The 18,714-nt window shown below is 67.0% G+C and carries 16 protein-coding genes; 13 read left to right on the forward strand and 3 right to left on the reverse strand.

Translation table 11 applies throughout. The features are described from left to right. Positions 1–26 precede the first annotated feature (26 nt). The 4 genes from JANGC3_RS0112225 to JANGC3_RS0112240 all read left to right on the forward strand — a co-directional run bounded on the left by JANGC3_RS0112225 (position 27) and on the right by JANGC3_RS0112240 (position 4,147). Positions 27–1,427 carry an L-cystine transporter gene (locus tag JANGC3_RS0112225; RefSeq protein WP_026132896.1) on the forward strand — a complete coding sequence of 467 codons (1,401 nt, stop codon included), beginning with the start codon at positions 27–29 and terminating at the stop codon, positions 1,425–1,427. Between the two features lie 242 nt (positions 1,428–1,669). Beyond that, on the forward strand, positions 1,670–2,842 hold the full coding sequence (locus tag JANGC3_RS0112230) for a hypothetical protein (RefSeq protein ID WP_017876777.1): 1,173 nt from the start codon (positions 1,670–1,672) through the stop codon (positions 2,840–2,842). 32 nt (positions 2,843–2,874) lie between these two features. Continuing rightward, positions 2,875–3,639, forward strand: coding sequence for a ferritin-like domain-containing protein (locus tag JANGC3_RS29185; protein WP_035787657.1), 765 nt, complete (start codon positions 2,875–2,877; stop codon positions 3,637–3,639). Positions 3,640–3,718: 79 nt separating this feature from the next. Further along, positions 3,719–4,147: a hypothetical protein gene (locus JANGC3_RS0112240; protein ID WP_017876779.1), complete on the forward strand. Its 429-nt coding sequence runs from the start codon at positions 3,719–3,721 to the stop codon at positions 4,145–4,147. A 301-nt stretch (positions 4,148–4,448) separates the two neighbouring features. Here the strand turns inward: JANGC3_RS0112240 and JANGC3_RS0112245 are convergent, their stop codons facing one another. From JANGC3_RS0112245 to JANGC3_RS0112255, 3 genes are all read right to left on the reverse strand, one after another. Further along, positions 4,449–7,655 carry an efflux RND transporter permease subunit gene (locus JANGC3_RS0112245; RefSeq protein WP_017876780.1) on the reverse strand — a complete coding sequence of 1,069 codons (3,207 nt, stop codon included), beginning with the start codon at positions 7,653–7,655 and terminating at the stop codon, positions 4,449–4,451. Between the two features lie 3 nt (positions 7,656–7,658). Continuing rightward, positions 7,659–8,816: an efflux RND transporter periplasmic adaptor subunit gene (locus JANGC3_RS0112250; RefSeq protein WP_017876781.1), complete on the reverse strand. Its 1,158-nt coding sequence runs from the start codon at positions 8,814–8,816 to the stop codon at positions 7,659–7,661. A gap of 333 nt (positions 8,817–9,149) precedes the next feature. Further along, on the reverse strand, positions 9,150–9,572 hold the full coding sequence (locus JANGC3_RS0112255; protein ID WP_026132897.1) for a divergent PAP2 family protein: 423 nt from the start codon (positions 9,570–9,572) through the stop codon (positions 9,150–9,152). A gap of 268 nt (positions 9,573–9,840) precedes the next feature. Here JANGC3_RS0112255 and JANGC3_RS0112260 point away from each other — a divergent pair, with 268 nt between their 5' ends. The 9 genes from JANGC3_RS0112260 to JANGC3_RS0112300 all read left to right on the forward strand — a co-directional run bounded on the left by JANGC3_RS0112260 (position 9,841) and on the right by JANGC3_RS0112300 (position 18,695). Next, entirely contained in the window at positions 9,841–10,875 is a 1,035-nt protein-coding gene (locus JANGC3_RS0112260) for a DUF475 domain-containing protein (protein WP_026132898.1), read from the forward strand. Positions 10,876–10,984: 109 nt separating this feature from the next. Beyond that, on the forward strand, positions 10,985–11,560 hold the full coding sequence (locus JANGC3_RS0112265) for a TerD family protein (protein WP_017876784.1): 576 nt from the start codon (positions 10,985–10,987) through the stop codon (positions 11,558–11,560). 85 nt (positions 11,561–11,645) lie between these two features. Continuing rightward, positions 11,646–12,359, forward strand: coding sequence for a TIGR00266 family protein (locus JANGC3_RS0112270; RefSeq protein WP_017876785.1), 714 nt, complete (start codon positions 11,646–11,648; stop codon positions 12,357–12,359). A 64-nt stretch (positions 12,360–12,423) separates the two neighbouring features. Beyond that, complete coding sequence (locus JANGC3_RS0112275; RefSeq protein ID WP_017876786.1) at positions 12,424–13,446, forward strand: ATP-grasp domain-containing protein; 1,023 nt, start codon at positions 12,424–12,426, stop codon at positions 13,444–13,446. Then, on the forward strand, positions 13,443–14,606 hold the full coding sequence (locus tag JANGC3_RS0112280; protein ID WP_017876787.1) for a phosphoribosyltransferase domain-containing protein: 1,164 nt from the start codon (positions 13,443–13,445) through the stop codon (positions 14,604–14,606). The genes JANGC3_RS0112275 and JANGC3_RS0112280 overlap by 4 nt, the downstream gene beginning before the upstream one ends. Then, on the forward strand, positions 14,578–15,330 hold the full coding sequence (locus tag JANGC3_RS0112285) for a hypothetical protein (protein WP_017876788.1): 753 nt from the start codon (positions 14,578–14,580) through the stop codon (positions 15,328–15,330). Before JANGC3_RS0112280 ends, JANGC3_RS0112285 begins: the two co-directional genes overlap by 29 nt. Further along, positions 15,327–16,418 (forward strand): cysteine protease StiP family protein, encoded by a 1,092-nt coding sequence (locus tag JANGC3_RS0112290; RefSeq protein ID WP_017876789.1) that lies wholly within the window; start codon positions 15,327–15,329, stop codon positions 16,416–16,418. Before JANGC3_RS0112285 ends, JANGC3_RS0112290 begins: the two co-directional genes overlap by 4 nt. Beyond that, complete coding sequence (locus JANGC3_RS29190; RefSeq protein ID WP_017876790.1) at positions 16,411–17,445, forward strand: HpcH/HpaI aldolase/citrate lyase family protein; 1,035 nt, start codon at positions 16,411–16,413, stop codon at positions 17,443–17,445. Before JANGC3_RS0112290 ends, JANGC3_RS29190 begins: the two co-directional genes overlap by 8 nt. Beyond that, positions 17,442–18,695, forward strand: a complete 1,254-nt coding sequence (locus JANGC3_RS0112300; RefSeq protein ID WP_017876791.1) for a TerD family protein — start codon at positions 17,442–17,444, stop codon at positions 18,693–18,695. The genes JANGC3_RS29190 and JANGC3_RS0112300 overlap by 4 nt, the downstream gene beginning before the upstream one ends. The last annotated feature ends 19 nt before the right edge of the window (positions 18,696–18,714 follow it).

Consider the following 18,714-nt stretch of genomic DNA (forward strand, 5'->3'; position numbering starts at 1 on the left):
TAAGAAAACCAACACGAGGGCAATCAATGGCAATTCACATACTCATCAACCTGGCCGTGGCGTTGGCCGCCTGCGCCGTCCTGTTCCAGTTGCAAAGCCGGCACGCCTCGTTCACCGTGCGCGTATTCACCGGCCTGGGCCTGGGCATCGTCCTCGGCGCCGCGCTGCAACTGATCTACGGCGCCGGCGCGCCGGTAGTGGCAGGCACCAACGACTACCTCGACATCGTCGGCACCGGCTATGTCAAGCTGCTGCAGATGATCATCATGCCCTTGATCATGGTGTCGATCGTCGCCGCCGTCATCAAGCTCAAGGACGCCAACTCGCTCGGCAAGATCAGCGCCCTGACCATCGGCACGCTGATGCTCACCACGCTGGTGGCGGCCGCCATCGGCATCCTGATGGCCAAGCTGTTCGGCCTGAGCGCGGTCGGCCTGACCGCCAGCGCCGCCGAGGCGGCGCGCGGCGAATACCTGCAGGGTTCGCTGGCGACGGCCAAGGCGATCTCGCTGCCGAGCATGCTAATCAGCTTCATCCCGTCCAACCCCTTCCTCGACCTGACCGGCGCGCGCAAGACCTCCACCATCGCCGTGGTCATCTTCGCGCTCTTCGTCGGCGTCGCCGCCACCGGCATCGCCGCCAAAAAACCGGCGCTGTTCGCCTCGTTCGAGCAATGCGTCAAGGTCGCCCACGCCATCGTCATGCGCATGGTCACGCTGGTGCTGCGCCTGACCCCGTACGGCGTGTTCGCGCTGATGGCGCAGGTGGTGTCGAGCTCCAGCTACGCCGACATCCTCAACCTGATCAGCTTCGTGCTGGCCTCGTACAGCGCGCTGATCCTGATGTTCGGCGTGCACCTGGCCATCATCGCCGGCGTCGGCCTGAACCCGCTGCGCTACCTGCGCAAGATCTTCCCGGTGCTGGCCTTCGCGTTCACCTCGCGCACCAGCGCCGGCTCGATCCCGATGAGCGTGCAGACCCAGACCCGGCGCCTGGGCACGCCGGAGGGCATCGCCAACTTCGCCGCCTCGTTCGGCTCGACTATCGGCCAGAACGGCTGCGCCGGCATCTACCCGGCCATGCTGGCGGTGATGATCGCCCCCACCGTCGGCGTCGACCCGTTCACCGCCGCCTTCATCCTGCCGCTGCTGGCGATCGTCATGATCGGCTCGGTCGGCGTGGCCGGCGTCGGCGGCGGCGCCACCTTCGCCGCGCTGATCGTGCTGTCGGCGATGGACCTGCCGGTGGCGCTGGCCGGCCTGTTGATCTCGATCGAACCGCTGATCGACATGGGCCGCACCGCCCTCAACGTCAGCGGCTCGATCACCGCCGGCACGCTGACCAGCCGGGTGCTGGGCCAGACCGACATGGCGCTCTTCAACAGCGACGCCGAACTCAACCTGGACGAGGCCGAACTGGCCGCGTAGGCGGCACCGCCGTGCCCTTGGCTTTTTACGCCAACGGCACGGCCGCAACCCCCTCCTTGGCGTCCGTTTGGCGCACATCAAACCCCGTTCCCAGAAGTCCCCCTCGCGCCCCGATTCCGTCAACACGTCCGAACCACGGGCGCGCCGGCCAGTCTAATTTTTGCCATCGGGATGCGCTCGAACGTCGGCTGATGGCTGCGGCCCGCCGTCCGCGCGCCGCACACCAAGGAAGGAGGGGCGATATGGCTTTCAATTTATACGACTCAAAAGGTTGCGCGCTGGACCGGCAGCGCTTCACCTGGCGCGAGCTGGTGCAAAATCCGATCAGCAAACTCGACGACGACGCCTTCACGCGCGTGCGCGTCATCCTCATGAACGGCGTCGAAACCGAAGCGATCCGCTTCCAGCACATGGCCGCGCGCATGAACGCCGACCTGCGCCTGCCGCTGGCGCAAATCCGCCGCGCCGAACAGCACCAGGCCACCACCGTCAACTGGCTGCTGGGCTCGGACCACTCGCCGCTGGAAACCACCATCGCCTACGAGCAGGTGGCGATCGAGGTGACCGCCGCCGTGGCCCAGCGCGAACCGGACCCCTACCTGGCGCAGGTATACCGCTTCGGCATGCTGGAAGACTTCGACCACCTGTACCGCTATTCGGCGCTGCTGGACCGGCTCGAAGGCAAGGACGCCAACAACATCCTGCAAAGCTACACCGACATCCTGCCCGGCCGCCCGACCATGCTCGAGCACCGCGCCCCGCAAGACGACCTGCGCGACCCGTACGACCGCGCCACCGCGCTGCCGCTGACCAAAATGCACGCGCTCACCATCACCGGCGCGGAGTTCCAGACCCACGACTACTACATGAACGTCGGGCCGCTGTTTTCGGACCCGGTGGCGCGCCAGCTGTACGCCGAGATCGCCTCGATCGAGGAGCAGCACGTGACGCAGTACGAGTCGCTGCTGGACCCGTCCGAAACCTGGATGGAGCAGTGGCTGCTGCACGAGGCCAACGAGGTCTACAACTACTACAGCTGCGTGCAGCAGGAAACCAACCACCACGTGAAGGCGATCTGGGAGCGCTTCCTCGACTACGAGCTGGGCCATTTCCACATGGTCAGCGAGCTGTTCAAACAGATCGAAAAACGCGACCCGAGCGAATTGCTGCCGCCGGCGCTGCCCGAGCCGATCGCCCTCAAGAGCCACCGCGAATTCGTGCGCCAGGTGTTGGCGCAGGAGGTCGACCTGCGCGCCAACGGCAGCCGCTTCGTCGACAAGCCGCAGGAAAGCGCGCAGTCGCGCGCCTACCGCGACCAGATGAACCGCGACGGTTCGCCCAGCGAGTCGGTGGCCGCCGGCTACGCCTGGGTGCCGGGCACGGAATTGAACCGCACCGTGATTGCCGTCGACTGACGGCGCGCGGGCACATTGCGAGGACCACCACGATGACACAGACAGAACAACTCGGTATGAACCGCACCGGCATCCAGATGTCGCCGCTCGACAGCCGCGCCATGCAGGACGTCGGCGGCGCCGGGCCGGACGCTTTTTTCGACGACTCCGGCATCGCCAACCTGCGCAACGACTACATCGTCAACGCCGACCTGCTCGGCTCGGTGCCGCTGCCGGCCACGCTGAAGGGCGTGGCCAAGGCCGGCGTCGCCGCGCTCAAGGGCGACAGCCCGCACATCCTGCTCGACAAGCTGGGCGAGCGGCTGGCCTTCGAGCGCACCGGCGCGCGCCTGTACGACGCCCTCATCACCAAATGCGAGGCAATGCTCGACGGCACCCTGAGCATGAGCATCGACGACCTGCAGGAAATCCGCGACGACGAGGCGCGCCACTTCCTGACGGTGGCGCGGGCCATCGAGGCGCTGGGCGGCGACGCCACGTCGCAAACCCCCAGCGCCGACCTGGTCGGCGTCGAATCGATGGGGCTGGTGCAAGTGCTCAACGATCCGCGCACCACCATCGCGCAGTCGCTGCACGCGCTGCTGACGGCCGAACTGGCCGACCAGGCCGGCTGGGAGTCGCTGATCGCGCTGGCCGAGGAGCAGGAACAGTACGACATGGTCGGCGAATTCACCGTCGCCCTCGACGAGGAACGCGGCCACCTGCTGATGGTGCAGAGCTGGTACGAAGAGGCCATCGGCATCCCCGGAGTGCGGGAGATCGACGACGACAACGAGCTGGAGGAACTGCCGCCCTGAGGTAGCGGCGTCGCGCACAGGTTGAACTTTTACCCGACTGGCAAACCTAACAGTTACCCACTTAAAGAAAGGAACGATCATGATTGCACTGTCGAAAACCTCCAGAATCATCCTGACCGCGGCACTGCTGAGCGCCATGCTGGGCGGCTGCCGCAAGACGCCGACCGACCAGACCGGCGCCGCCGGCACCAGCGGCACCGGCACCACCTCGGGCAGCAGCGGCACCAGCGGCGCCACCGGCACCAGCCCTGGCGCCACCCCAAGCACCACCCCCACGCCGGACACGACCACGCCGCCCGCCACCACCACGCCGGGCACCACCACGACACCGGGCGTCACTCCGCCCGACAGCGCCACCACGCCGGGCAGCACCATGCCCGGTAGCGGTACCACCACGCCTGGCACCACGCACGGCACCAGCGGCTCCTCGGGCACCAGCGGCACCAGCGGTTCCTCGAAGTCTGGCACTACCGGCACCGGCACCACGACGCCACCGAGCGGCGGCTAAGGTCCGCGCCGCGTCGCGGGATCGGAAATGGGGGGGGGGGGGCAGCTAAAATTAGCTGCTCCCGGAACGGCGTAACCCGACAACGTTGGCCCAGAGCAGCGCGACGCGCTTCGGCCAACATGGTCGGATTACGCTGCGCTAATCCGACCTACGACACGTTAAGTGAACGGCATTCCCCACTGTGCTCAGCTCGCGGCGGCACTTGCACCCGCAGGAATGCGCCCATGCTGGGCGCACCAAAAAAAAGAGCCTTCGTCGAAGGCTCTTTTTTCGTGCGGCATGGCCGCCGCCGGCAAACGCGTCAGCGCGCCGCCACCGCCTTGCCGCGGCCCGAGACGAGGCGCGCGCCCTTCACCAGCAAGCGGTACACCAGGCGCACGAACAGCAGCGCCAGCAGCGCCTCGCCCAGCGTGAGGAAAAAGGCCAGCAGCACCGGCAAGCGCGCGGCGCGGCCGTGGAACTTGGCCAGCGCGCGGTCGCGCGTGATCTCGATGCTGTCGTAAAAGGTCGGCACCACCAGCAAGGTGAGGATGGTCGAGGTGATCGTGCCGCCGATGATGGCGATCGCCAGCGGCCGGTAAAACTCGCCGCCCTCGCCCAGGCCCAGCGCGACCGGGAACATGCCGGCGATCAGCGCAAACGTCGTCATCAGGATGGGCCGCAGGCGCATGCGCCCGGCGTGCATCAGCGCGTCCTCGCGGCCGTAGCCCTCGGCCTCGCGCCGGCGCGCCGCGTCAAGCAGCAGGATGGCGTTTTTCGCGACCAGTCCCATCAACATGATGATGCCGATAAAGCTCATCAAATTGAGTGTGTTGTTGGTCAGCTTGAGCGCCAGCACCACGCCGATCAGGCTCAGCGGCAGCGACAGCATCACCGCCACCGGCGCCGTAAACGAGCCGAACTGCATCACCAGGATCAGGTACATCAGGCCGATCCCCATCACCAGCGCGATGAACATCTCGGTGAACAATTCCTTCTGGTCCTGGCCGGCGCCGCCCAGCGCCAGGCCGTAGCCGGGCGGGAACTCGATCGCCTCGGCCAGCTTCATCGCGTCGCTGGTGACCTCGCCGTTCGAGCGCCCCTGGGCGTTGGCCGATACCGTCAAGGTGCGCTTGCCGTTCTTGTGCTCGATCGACGACGGCCCCTTGCCCATCGTGATCGTGGCGATCTGGTCCAGCGGCACCATCTGGTTGGTGCCGGTGACGGCGATCGGCAGGCGCTCGATGTTCTCGGCGCTGGTGCGGTCGTCCGGGTGCAGCCGCACCGCCACGTCGCGCGACTCGCCGGTCGGGTCGACCCAGTCGCCCACCTCGACGCCGGCGAAGGCTACCCGCAGCGACTGCGCGGCGTCGCTGACGGAGATGCCCATTGAATTGGCCAGGCCGCGGTCGAGTTCGATCTGCAACTCGTTTTTCGCGTCCTGCTCGGACAGGCCGACGTCGACCGCGCCCGGCACCAGGCGCAGCTTCTCCATGTAGGCGGCGGTGATTTCGATCAGCTTGCGCGAATCGGGGCCGGTGAACTCGACCTGGATCGGCTTGCGCGCGCCGCCGTTCAAGTCGTCGAGCACGACGTATTCGGCGCCGACCAGCCGGCCCATCTTCTCGCGCAACGCGACCGCCACCACCTTGGCGCTGCGCTCGCGCGTCTGGCGCCTGCCGATGTCGACGTAGATGGTGCCGCCGCTGGCGCTGATGCGGCTGTTGGTGTCCTTGGTTTCCGGCAGCGTGCGCGCCAGTTCGGCGGCCTTCTCCATCTTCAGGCGCGCGTACTCCAGGCTGCTCGACGCCGGCGTGCGCACGTCGATCATCAGGAAACCCTGGTCCGAGGCGGGCAGGAAGCTGGAGCCGCCGACGGTGGCCTGCATCGCAATGGCGCCGGCGAACGTGGTCACGGCGATCAGCGCCATCCAGCGGCGGTGGTGCAGCGCCCAGGCGATCACGTTGCCGTAGCGGTCGGCCTGGCGGTCGAACCAGTCGTTGAAGTTGGCGAGGACCTTGCTCAGACCGGTTTTCGGCGCCGTGTGGTGGTCGGCCGGGTCGCCCCAGTAGGCCGACAGCATCGGGTCGAGCGTGAATGAAATGGCCAGGCTGACCAGCACCGAGCACGTCACCGTCAGCGCGAACGGACGGAACCATTCGCCCGAGACGCCCGGCATGAAGGCCACTGGAATGAACACGGCGATGATCGAGAAGGTCGTGGCGGCCACCGCCATGCCGATCTCGGCGGTGCCCTCGAGCGCGGCCTTGCGGCGGTCCGAGCCCATCTGCATGTGCCGCACGATGTTTTCGCGCACCACGATGGCGTCGTCGATCAGCACGCCGATCGCCAGCGACAGCCCGAGCAGGGTCATGAAGTTCAGCGTGAAACCGCACAACCACACCGCGATGAAGGCGGCGATCACCGACGTCGGCAGGCTGAGCGCCGTGATCAGCGTCGAGCGCCAGGAATTGAGGAAGGCGTAGACGACGAAAATGGTCAGCACGGCGCCGAACACCAGCGACTCGATCACATTGTTCAGGCTGCGCTGGGCGTCCTTGCCGCCGTCGCGCGTGACGTCGATGGCGGTGCCCTTGGGCAGCGTCTTGCGGATCTCGTCGGCCAACTCGCCGGCGCGCTTGGCGACGCTGACGGCGCTGGCCTCGCGGGTGCGGGTGATCGAGATGCCGACGTTGGGCTTGCCGCTGCGGATGCTCACGCCGCTCATTTCGGCGAAGCCGTCCTGGATCGTCGCCACCTGGGCCAGGCGGACGATTTCCTCGCCGCGGCGCTTGACGACGACCTGCTCGAACTCGGCCGGCGACTCGATGCGCCCGACCAGGCGGATGCTCTTCTCGTCGAGTTCGCCGCGCACCTTGCCAACCGGCGCGTTGGTGTTCTGGTTGCGCAGCGCCGACACCACGTCGCCGACCGAGACGTTGTATTCGCGCAGCTTGTCGGCGCGCAGCAGCACGCTCAACTCGCGCTTCAGCGCGCCGCTGATGGTGACGACCGAGACGCCGTCGACGGCGCGGAACTTGTCGGCCAGCACGTCCTCGGCGAAGCGCGAAATCTCCGCGTGGCTCTGGCTCGACGACGACAGCGCCAGTTGCAGCACCGGCTGGGCCGACGGGTCGATGCGCTGCAAGATAGGCTCGCGCATCTCGATGGGCAGCTTGTAGCGCACCGCCGCGATGGCGTTGCGCACGTCGTCGGACGCCTCGATCAAATTCTTCTTGAAACTGAACTCGATTTCGAAGGTGGCCGAGCCCTCGCGCGCCTCGGCGTTGACGTTGGCCACGCCGCTGATGCTTTGCAGCGACTTTTCAAGCCGGTTGATGATTTCGCGCTCGACCGTCTCGGGCGAGGCGCCCGGATAGGGGATGCTGATGACGATGGCCGGAATTTCCACGTCCGGGTTTTGGTTGACGCGCAGTTTCTTGATCGCCAGCAAACCGAGGCACATCATCGCCAGGATCAGCACGATCGTCGCGACCGGCCGTTTGATACTGAAATCGGACAGGAACATGGCTCAATTCCCCTTGCTGGCAACGGCGGAGGCCGCCGGCGCCGGCTTCGGCGCGGCCAGTTCGACCAGCTGGCCGTCCTTGAAGCTGGCGTTCGGGCTGCGCAACACCGTGTCGCCCTGCGCCAGCCCGGCGCGCACCTCGCGGTAGCCGGTGCGCGGGTCGCGCGCGCCCAGCTCCAGCGCCACCTTGCTCAAGGTCTTGCCCTTCAGGCGCCAGGTATGCGCCTTGTCGCCGACCCGCACCACGGCGACGTCGGGGATCATCAGCGCCGGCACGCTGTCGGCCTCGATGCGGCCCTCGGCGTACAGGCCGGCCACCCGCGGCAGCGTCTTGTCGGCGAAGGCGACCAGCACCTCGACCTGGCGCGTCACGGCGTTGGCGGCCGGGTCGACCCGCTTGACCTGGCCGGTGAAGTCCTGGCCCGGATAGCCGTTGACGCGGAAGCGCACCACCTGGCCGGCCTTGACCACGCCGATTTTGTCGGCCGACACCAGGCCCTCGAAACGCATGCTGGTCGGGTCGATCACCTTGATCAACTCCTTGCCGATCTGCGCGGTGTCGCCGTTCGACACCTTGCGCTCGCTGACGACGCCGTCGAAGGGCGCGCGCACGGCGGTGCGCTGCAATTGCTGGCGCGCCTGCGCGGCGCGGGTGCGCGCCGCCGCCAGCTCGCTTTGCGCGTTGTTGCGGCGGCTTTCGGCGTCGTCCAGCGCCTGCGCCGACACCATGCCCGAGGTGCGCAGCGTTTTCAAGCGCTGCAGGTTGCGCTCGGCCTGCTCCAGCGTCTGGCCGGCGGCGCGGCTGCCGGCCTCGGCCGACTGCAGGCTGTCGCGGATCGCCGTCTCGTCCAGGCTCACCAGCAGATCGCCGCGCTTGACGACCTCGCCGTTCTCCTTGAGCACCTGCAACACCACGGCCGACACCTCGGCGCGCAGGTCGGCGCGCCGCTCGGGTTGCACCGAACCGGTGATGACGGGGCCGGAAGCGAGCGCGTTGCTTTGAATCGTCAACACATCCTCGGGCGAAATGAGCAGCTTGCGCTCGGCCGCCGCGTCCGCCTTCTTGCCGGCGGCGCCGGCCTTGCCCGGTTCAGTGGCACCCTTGCTACAAGCAGCCAGGGCCGATGCGACCGCGAGCACGAATATGGTTTTGCGCAACATAGAAGACGTCTCCGAAAATTATTGACCTGTAATGCGGACGGAATATTTAATAAAACAGCAAGTGTCAGAGTATCCCGGAGGCGGCGCGGGGCGTCAATCGGCGAGCAGACGGAACGCCAAATTTGGCGCTCGAAACGCGGTTTCGGGGGGATGAAGCGGAGCCGGCGTAGCCGGTCCCGAGTGTTAAGAGGTCGCGCACGCCAAACACCAACCCAAGGCAAAGAGCCGGCGCCAAGGCGGGAAGATCAGGCCCTCAGGGTCTGCCCCCGGGGTGGCGCCCTTGGTTTCAATGATGCCAACGAGGCATTTCAGCCTGGGCGGCTACGCGCCTGCTCAGCCGCGGCCAAGCACGGCGTGGATGCCGTGGGCGATGGCGACGCCGGTGCACAGGCCGCCGATGATTTCCACGACCGTGTGGCCCATGCGTTCGCGCAACCAGACGCGCGCGCCGCCGTCCTTGCCGAGGCGGTTGATCGCCGCCGCGTGCTTGCCGACGTGCTGGCGCAGGCTGTTGGCGTCGATGACGACGATGAAGGCCAGCGTCACGGCGACGCCGAAGGCCGGGTGGCCGATGCCCTCGCGCAGCGCGATCAGCGTGGCCATGCTGGCGACGACGGCGCTATGGTTGCTGGGAAAGCCGCCGTTGCCGACCAGACCGAACGCCCATTGCCGGGTGCGCACGCTGTTGATGAGGAACTTGATCGGGCCCACCAGGGTCCAGGTTATCAGGGGGGTGACGAGGTAGGCAATATCCAAAATGATTCCTTATATATGGTGTGATGGGCCGGTGTGACGGGCCGCGTGGCGCGGGCCGCAATTATCGCAGATAAGGACGCCGCGCTGGCCACCGGCCGCCCGCCCGGGGCGGACCAATGCGCGAGCAATCGGGACAAATGCGCCCAGTTTCGGACAAGTAATATAAAATCAGCATGTCGGATTCAGCAATGCGCCCGCCGCCCCGCCCGCGGTGGCCGGGGCAGCCTCTCCCGTTTGCTCAGCGCGGTTTTCTCGCAAAGGTTTTCATATGAAACATTTTCGCATTTCTATTATGGTCACGGTCGTGCTGATGGCGGTGGCCGGCTGGTGGGGCTACAGCCACGCCGGCATGGCCGGCCTGTTGCAGGCGCTGTTGATCACCGGCGTGCTCGGCATCATGGAGGTGTCGCTGTCGTTCGACAACGCCGTCGTCAACGCCTCGGTGCTGCGCCACTGGAACGCATTCTGGCAAAAACTCTTCCTCACCGTCGGCATCCTGGTGGCCGTGTTCGGCATGCGGCTGCTGTTCCCGCTCGTCATCGTCTCGGTCGCCACCGGCCTCGGCCTGCTCGACGTCTGGCACATGGCCATCAACACGCCGACTGAATACTCGCGCCACCTGACCGAGAACCACGCCGAGGTGGCCGCGTTCGGCGGCACCTTCCTGCTGCTGGTGTTCCTCAACTTCCTCTTCGACGAGGAGAAGCAATTGCACTGGCTCGGCTGGATCGAGGAAAAACTGGGCAAGCACGGCAGCGAGGGCCTGGCCATCCTGCTGACCTTGGCGGCGGCCTACGGCTGCGTGCTGATGGTGCCGCAGGCGCGCAAATTAAGCGTGTTCAGCGCCGGCGTGCTCGGCGTGGCCATCTACGTCGCCGTCAACTGGATCAGCGGCCTGCTCGAGGAAGAGGAAGCCGACCCGGTGATCGGCAAGATGATTTCGCGCGGCAGCTTCGGCGGCTTCCTCTACCTCGAGGTGCTGGACGCCTCGTTCAGCTTTGACGGCGTCATCGGCGCCTTCGCCATCACCAACGACGTCGTCGTCATCATGCTCGGCCTGGCCATCGGCGCCATGTTCGTGCGCTCGATGACGGTGTTCCTGGTGCACAAGGGCACCTTGCAGGAATTCGTCTACCTCGAGCACGGCGCCCACTACGCGATCGGCATCCTGGCCTTGATCATGCTCGCCAGCGTCAAGTACCATATTCCCGAATGGTTCACCGGCCTGTCCGGCGTCGCCTTCATCCTGGTGTCGCTGTGGTCGTCGGTGCGGCATAAAAAAGAACAGGCCGGCCAGGATTGATATTGTCGCAATCAACCCCACGTTATCGCAGGACGCGGCACGCCTGGGCGGCGCCGTGCGCAACAAGCATCCCCGGTGCGGTTATACTTAACAAAAAGGAGTTTTAATCATGGCAATTAGTCTGCAAAAAGGCGGCAACGTCAACCTGAGCAAGGAAGCGCCGAACCTGAAAAAAGTCGTCATCGGCCTCGGTTGGGACCCGCGCGTCACCGACGGCGCCACCTTCGACCTCGACGGCAGCGCCTTCCTGCTGAAGGCCGACGGCAAGGTGCGCGGCGACTCCGACTTTATTTTCTACAACAACCTGAAATCCACCGACGGCTCGGTCACCCACACCGGCGACAACACCAGCGGCGCCGGCGAGGGCGACGACGAGCGCCTGGTCATCGACCTGGAAAAAGTGCCGGCCGAGATCGAGCGCATCACCGTCGGCGTGACGATCCACGACGCCGAGTCGCGCAACCAGAACTTCGGCATGGTCGGCAAGGCCTTCATCCGCTGCATGGACGCCAACGGCGAAAAGGAAATCGCCCGCTACGACCTGTCCGAGGACGGCTCGACCGAAACGGCGATGGTGTTCGGCGAAGTCTACCGCCACAACGGCGAATGGAAATTCAAGGCCATCGGCCAGGGCTTCAAGGGCGGCCTGGGGCCGCTGGCGCGCTCGTACGGGGTCAACGCTTAAACCGGTCCCGCGCTGACGCAGCCGCCTGGATCTAGCTCAGGCGGCTTTTTTTTGGCCACGCCGCCACTTTTTTGGGGAGAACAACATGCCAGTGTTTACCGCCACCGGGGACGTCGATCCCTTCCTGCACGTGCACATGAAGCAGGGCGAGAAAATCTATTGCGAGTCCGACGCCATGGTCATGATGGAAACCGCGCTCGACCTGCGCGGCCGCATGACCGGCGGCATCGGCAGCGCCATCATGCGCCGCTTCGCCAACGGCGAATCGTTCTTCCAGCAGCACATCGAGGCGCTGCGCGGCGACGGCGACTGCCTGCTGTCGCCGACGCTGCCCGGCGCCATCGAGGTCGTCGACGTCGGCGCGCGCCAGTATCTGATGAACGACGGCGCCTTCGTCGCCGCCACCTCGGGCACCGAAATGAAGGTGCGCACGCAAAGCATCGGCAACGCGCTGTTCGCCCAGTCCGGCGGTTTTTTTGTCATGGAAACCTCGGGCACCGGCCAGGTGGTGGTGTCGGGCTTCGGCTCGATGTTCCAGCTCGACGTGGAAAAGGGCAAGGACGTCGTCATCGACAATGCGCACGTGGTCTGCTGGGACAGCTCGCTGCACTACGAGGTGTCGGTGACCACCGGCGCGGCGGCCGGCGGCGGTATCGGCGGCTTCATCGGCAACATCGTCAACAGCGTCACCAGCGGCGAGGGCATCGTGCTGCGCTTCTCGGGCAGCGGCAAGGTGTATATCTGCTCGCGCAACCGCGACGCCTTCTTGAAATGGGTCGCCAGCGGCAAGGCGGGTTAAGCCAAGCGCGTCACACCGCACCACCCTGCCCTCGGGCGCCACAACCGAACATATTAGGCTTTACATGCAACGCGTCTGGTTCAACAAAACATTTTCCTCGGTCGGCACGGCCATCAAACTGATACGCGAGGCGGACGGCGCCGGCCGCTACCACGTCATCTGCAGCAACACCAACGCCCACGCGGCCGCCTTCCTGGCCGCCCACGAGTACGCCGTCGAGCCGGCCGGCCTGCTCGGCGAGGCCTACCTCGACTGGTGCCTGGCGTTTTGCCGCGAGCGCGGCGTGACGATTTTCTGGCCCGGCAAGGAAGCCGGCCTGGTCGCGTCGAACAGCGCCCGTTTCGAGGCCCAGGGCACGCGCGTGCTCAGCGTCGCCAGCGCCGAGGTGCTGGCGCTGATGCACGACAAGGCGCGCTTTTGCGCCGGCCTCGACCTGCCGCTAGCGCCGCCGGCGCAATTTCGCGTGGTCGAAAACATCGCCGAGTACGACGCCGCCTACGCCGAGCTGCGCCCGCTGCACCGCAAGCTGTGCATCAAGCCGTCCGAAGGCGTCTACGCGCTCGGCTTCGCCGTCCTCGACGAGGAGCGCAGCACCACGCAACTGCTGCTGGCCGGCGCCGCCTACCAGGTCAACGCCGCCGAGCTGCGCCGCGGCCTGGCGCAGCTGGCCACCTTCAAGCCGCTGCTGCTGATGGAATACCTCGACGGCTACGAATACAGCGCCGACTGCGTCGCCGACCACGGCCAACTGGTCTGCGCGGTGCCGCGCAAGAAGCCGCACGCCGGCGGCCAGGGCCAGCTCATCGACGCTAGAACCGACATCCTGCAAGCGTGCGCGCAACTGGCGCGCGACTACCGCTTGAACGGCGTGTTCAACATCCAGTTCCGCGAGGGCCGCAACGGCCTGGCGCTGCTGGAGATCAATCCGCGCATGTCCGGCGGCATCGGCATGGCGTGCGCGGCCGGCCCCAACCTGCCCTACCTGGCGCTGGCCGGCTTCGACCGGGGCTACGCCGGCCTGGCCGTGCCGGCCATCCGCGACGGCCTGCGCGTCGGCGAAGCGGCCGTGGTCGTGGAGCTGCCATGAACTTCGTCACCAAGCAAATGCCGACCGGCGAACTGACGCTGAAGGTCGACGAGGCGCGCTTCCCGCTGAACTGGCTGATCGGCTTCGCCGCGCGCGCCAACGCCAAGCGCGGCTTCCTATTCCTGTCCAAGGTGCTGGGCAAGCACTGGCCGGTGACGCCGCGGGCGATGGACATGATCCACTCCGACCTGGCCGGGCAAATCCCGCCCAGCCTGCCCGGCCCGGTGGTCTTCATCGCCATGGCGGAAACCGCGATCGGCCTCGGCCAGGGCGTCTTCGAGGCCTACCTGCGCGACAACCCGGGCCGCAGCGCGCTGTTCCTGCACAGCTCGCGCTACCGCGTCGGCAGCGTGCCCTTCTTCGAATTCGAGGAATCGCACAGCCACGCGCCGCGCCAGTTCCTGCACCTGTCCGAGCGCGCCGCGCAGCTGTTCGCGCTGGCGCGCAGCCTGGTGCTGGTCGACGACGAGGCCAGCACCGGCAACACCTTCGTCAACCTGGCCGCCGTCTGCCGCGCGCGCAACCCGAACATCGAGCGCATCCACCTGGCCGTCATCACCAACTTCATGGGCCGCGAGGCCAACGCCGAGCTGACCCCGCGCTTCGGCGTGCCGACCACGGTCGGCGCCACGCTGTCGGGCCACTACAGCTTCGTCAACGGCCCGGCGCCGGCGCCGCTGGCCGCGCCGGCCCAGTTGTTCGACGCCGACGCCGAGCGCGGCGCCAGCGCCGCCTTCGGGCGCATCGGCGTCGAGCGCGCGCTGGCGGCCCCGCACGCGCTGGCCGTGCGCCTGGCCCGGGAAATCGGCGCCGGCGAATCGGTGCTGGTACTCGGCACCGGCGAATTCATGCACCCGGCCTTCCTGCTGGCGCGCGAACTCGAAGCGCTCGGCAAGCACGTGCTGGTGCAGTCGACCACCCGCTCGCCGATCCTGTCGTGGGGCTCGGTTGGACATATCGTCAGCTGCCCCGACAACTACGGCGAGGGCATCGCCAACTACCTCTACAATGTCGCGGCGGGCCAGTACCAACACGTCTTCATCTGCCACGAAACCCCGCTGTGCGACGCCCTCACCCAATTGGCCGGCCAGCTCGACGGCCGCCTGTTCCACTTCCAGTCAGAGACCCAAATTGAAGAAATTCCTGTTCGTCGACCTTGACGACACCCTGTTCCAAACCCCGAAAAAATGCGCCGCCGAAGTGGCGCTGGAGCCGGCCGCCTATCTGAAAAACGGCGAGGCGTGCTCGTATACGACGCCGCGCCAGCGCGCCTTCACCGAGTTCGCCAACCGCGAGATGACGCTGATTCCGGCCACCGCGCGCAACGCCGACGCCTTTGGCCGGGTCAAGCTGCCGTTCGCCAGTTACGCCGTGCTGGACTACGGCGGGGTGGTGCTGCAACCGGGCGGCGCGCTCGACGCCGGCTGGCTCGACCTGATGCGCGCCGACATGCACGTGGCGCTGCCCGGCCTGCGCGAGGCGATGGACGTCATCGACGATTTCCAGGTCAAGCTGGGCCGGCCGTCCCGCGCCCGCCTGATCGAGGACTACGCGACGCCGTTCTACATCGTCATCAAGGACCACGAGGCCAACGCCGAGCGGCTCGCCGAGATCGAGATGGAAGTGCTGCGCCCGTGGGTCGACGGCCCCGGCGCCGACTACTTCATCCACCGCAACGGCAACAACCTGGCGCTGCTGCCGCAAACGCTGAACAAGGCGCGCGCGGTGGCCTACCTGCGCGCCGAGCTGGAGGCCGAGCACGGCCCCATCCTCAGCTTCGGCATGGGCGACAGCCGCTCGGACGCGCGCTTCATGGCCGCCTGCGACTACGCCATCATCCCCAACGGCACCCAGCTGGCGGCCCTGACGGTGGCGGCCCTATGACGTTCAGCGGCAGCTACCGCGCCGGGGACGTCAGCTTCCTGCTCAAACCGATCGGCGTCGAACCTATCCTCGACCTGGACGAAAAGGAGCGCCTGATCCAGTCCGGCCGGCGCCACTACAGCGAAATGCTGTCGCCGGAGTCGCTGCCGTCGCCGGCCTACCTGGCGCTGTTCCGCGACGCCTTCGCGGCCAACCGCCAGCGCATGGCGCGCGATTGCCTGCGCCTGGCCGCGCTGATCGCGGCGCGCCGCGACGGCGCCATCACGCTGGTGTCGCTGGCGCGCGCCGGCACCCCGGTCGGCGTCATCCTCGGCCACCTGCTGCGGCGCGTCTTCGGGCGCGAGTGCAGCCACTACTCGGTGTCGATCATCCGCGACCGCGGCGTCGACGAAGTGGCGCTGCGGCACATCCTGCGGCAGGGCCATAGCGCCGAATCGATCGTCTTCATCGACGGCTGGACCGGCAAGGGCGTGATCTCGCGCGAACTGCGCCAGGCCGTCGACGGCTTCAACGCGCGCCACCGCAGCGCCGTCGACGGCGGCCTGTACGTGCTGTGCGACCTGGCCGGCACGGCCGCCTGCGCCGCCTCCGGCGACGACTACCTGATCCCGTCGAGCATTTTGAACGCCACCGTCTCGGGCCTGGTCAGCCGCTCGGTGCTGAACCAGGCGATCGGCCCGGACGACTTCCACGGCTGCGTCTACTACGAGCAGTTCGCCGCCCACGACCAGTCGCGCCAGTTCGCCGACGGCCTGGTCGGCGACGCCGTCGCGCTGGCCGCGGCCGAAGGCGTGCCGGCGGCGCAGGCGCTGGACGCGCGCGCCGCCGCCGCCACCTCGGCGGCCTACATGGCGCAGGCGCAGCGGCGCTACGGCATCGACGACGTCAACCTGGTCAAGCCCGGCATCGGCGAAGCGACCCGGGTGCTGCTGCGGCGCGTGCCGCAGCGCCTGATCGTGCGCGACGCCGACGCGCCGGACGTGGCGCACCTGTGCCTGCTGGCGGCCGAAAAATCGATACCACTAACAATAGATGCAACGCTGCCCTACCAGGCGGCCGCCCTGATCAGGAGCGCAGTCGATGGATAACCCGAGCTACCAGCACAGCGCGCACAAGCCGGCGCTGGGCGCCTCGCTGTACGTGCCGAGCACCCACAAGGACTTGCTGGCGATCGCCAACGGCGACAAGCTGGAGCACCTGCGCTCGCTGATCCTGTGCACCGAGGACGCGGTCGCCGAGCGCGACCTGAGCTACGCGCTGTTCAACTTGTCGCTGGCGCTGCAAAACATGGGCGAGGAATCGGACTCGCTGCGCTTCGTGCGCGTGCGCAACCCCGAAGTGATGGCGCGCGTGCTGGCGATGCCGGGCGCGCACAAGCTGACCGGCTTCGTGCTGCCGAAAACCACCCGCCACAACTTCGAGCAGTATTTCGCCCAGGTGCGCCACACCCAGCACCTGTTGATGCCGACGCTGGAAACGGCCGAGGTCTTCGACGACGAGGAAATGAAGCTGTTTTGCCGCTGCCTGAGCGCGCCGCAGGTGCGCCCGCGCATCCTGGCGCTGCGCATCGGCGGCAACGACCTGCTGGCGCTGCTGGGGCTGCGCCGCCCCACCAGCGGCACCATCTACCAGACCCCGCTGGGACAGGTGATCGGCCGGCTGATCACCACGTTCCGGCCGCACGGCATCCCGCTCACCGCGCCGGTGTTCGAGCACTTGTCGCAGGGCGCCTGGCTGGACGCCGAGGTGGCGCAGGACCTGGCCCACGGCATGATAGCCAAAACCGCGATCCATCCCGACCAGGTGCCGCACATCGAGCGCCACTACCAGGTGGCGCAATCGGACATCGAACTGGCGCTGCGCATCATCGACCCGGACAGCCCGGCGGTGTTCCGCATGCAGGAATCGATGTGCGAAGTGGCCACCCACAGCAGCTGGGCGCAGCAAATCATCGAACAGGCGCGCCTGTTCGGCATCCGCCACGCTAATGATAGTATAGGCAATATTAGCAACCACGCCAGCCAGGGCCAGGGCCACGACGGCGGCGCCGGCCCGGAGGCCGCGCCGCACGGCCAGCCGCAGACACCGACCACACAAGGGAGTGTACGACCATGAGCAATTTCAACCGAGGACAAAAAGGCAAGCTGGCCGAACTGGGCCTGGGCGATGCCTTCGCCGCCACGCTGCAGATCGCCGCCGGCGCCATCGACGTCGACGTCAGCTGCTTCGGGCTGGACGCCAACGGCCAACTGTCGGACGACCGCTATATGGTCTTCTTCAACCAGAAGAGCGCGCCGGACAACGCGGTGACGCTGCAACTGGGCGAGGCCGGCAAGGCTGTGTTCCAGCTCGACCTGGCGCGCCTGCCGGCCAGCATCGACAAGCTGGTGTTTACCGCCGCCAGCGACCAGGGCAGCATGCGCGCGCTGGGCCCGTCCTCGCTGACGCTGGGCCAGGGCAACCTGAGCTTCGCCTTTTCCGGCGCCGACTTCGTCGACGAGAAAGCCGTCATCGTCGGCGAAATCTACCGGCGCGACGGCGCCTGGCGCTTTGGCGCCGTCGGCCAGGGCTTCTCCGGCGGCCTGGCGGCGCTGCTGAAACACTTCGGCGGCAGCGAAGCGACGTCGACACCGGCGCCCGCTGCCGCCGCGCCTCCGGCACCGGCGGCCGCGCCCGCGCCCGAGGCGAAAAAAATCTCGCTATCGAAAATCCGGCTGGAAAAGACCGGCGACAAAATTTCGCTCGACAAGCGCGACAGCCAGGGCTACGGCCGCATCCGCGTCAACCTGAACTGGAACCGCGGCGGCACGGCGACGACGCCGGCGAAAGCCGAGCCGGCCGGCTTCATGGGCAAACTATTTAGCAAAGTGGGCGGCGGCGGCGCCAACGGCGTCGACCTCGACATCGGCTGCCTGTTTGAAATGAGCGACGGCGCCAAAAGCGCGGTGCAAGCGCTGGGCAACACCTGGGGCGCCTACGACCAGCCGCCCTACATCCACCTGGAGGCGGACGACCGCACCGGCACCGTCAGCACCGGCGAAAACCTGTTCATCAACGGCGTCCACTTCGACCGCATCAAGCGCGTGCTGATCTACTCCTTCATCTACCAGGGCGTGCCGAACTGGGCCGCGACGGACGCCATGGTGAGCATCGAGATTCCGGGCCAGCCGTCGGTCGAAGTCAAACTCGACAGCGACAGCCGGCACATGATGTGCGCCATCGCCATGCTGGAGAACAAGGGCGGCAACCTGCAAGTGACCAAGCTGGTGGAGTACTTCGGCGGCGAAGGCAAGAAAACCGCCCACCAACTGATGGACGAACGCTACGGCTTCGGCCTGAACTGGTCGGCCGGCCGCAAAGACTAAGCATCCCATAGAAAGGCAG

It is taken from the genome of Janthinobacterium sp. CG3, assembly GCF_000344615.1.
GTDB lineage: Bacteria > Pseudomonadota > Gammaproteobacteria > Burkholderiales > Burkholderiaceae_D > Janthinobacterium.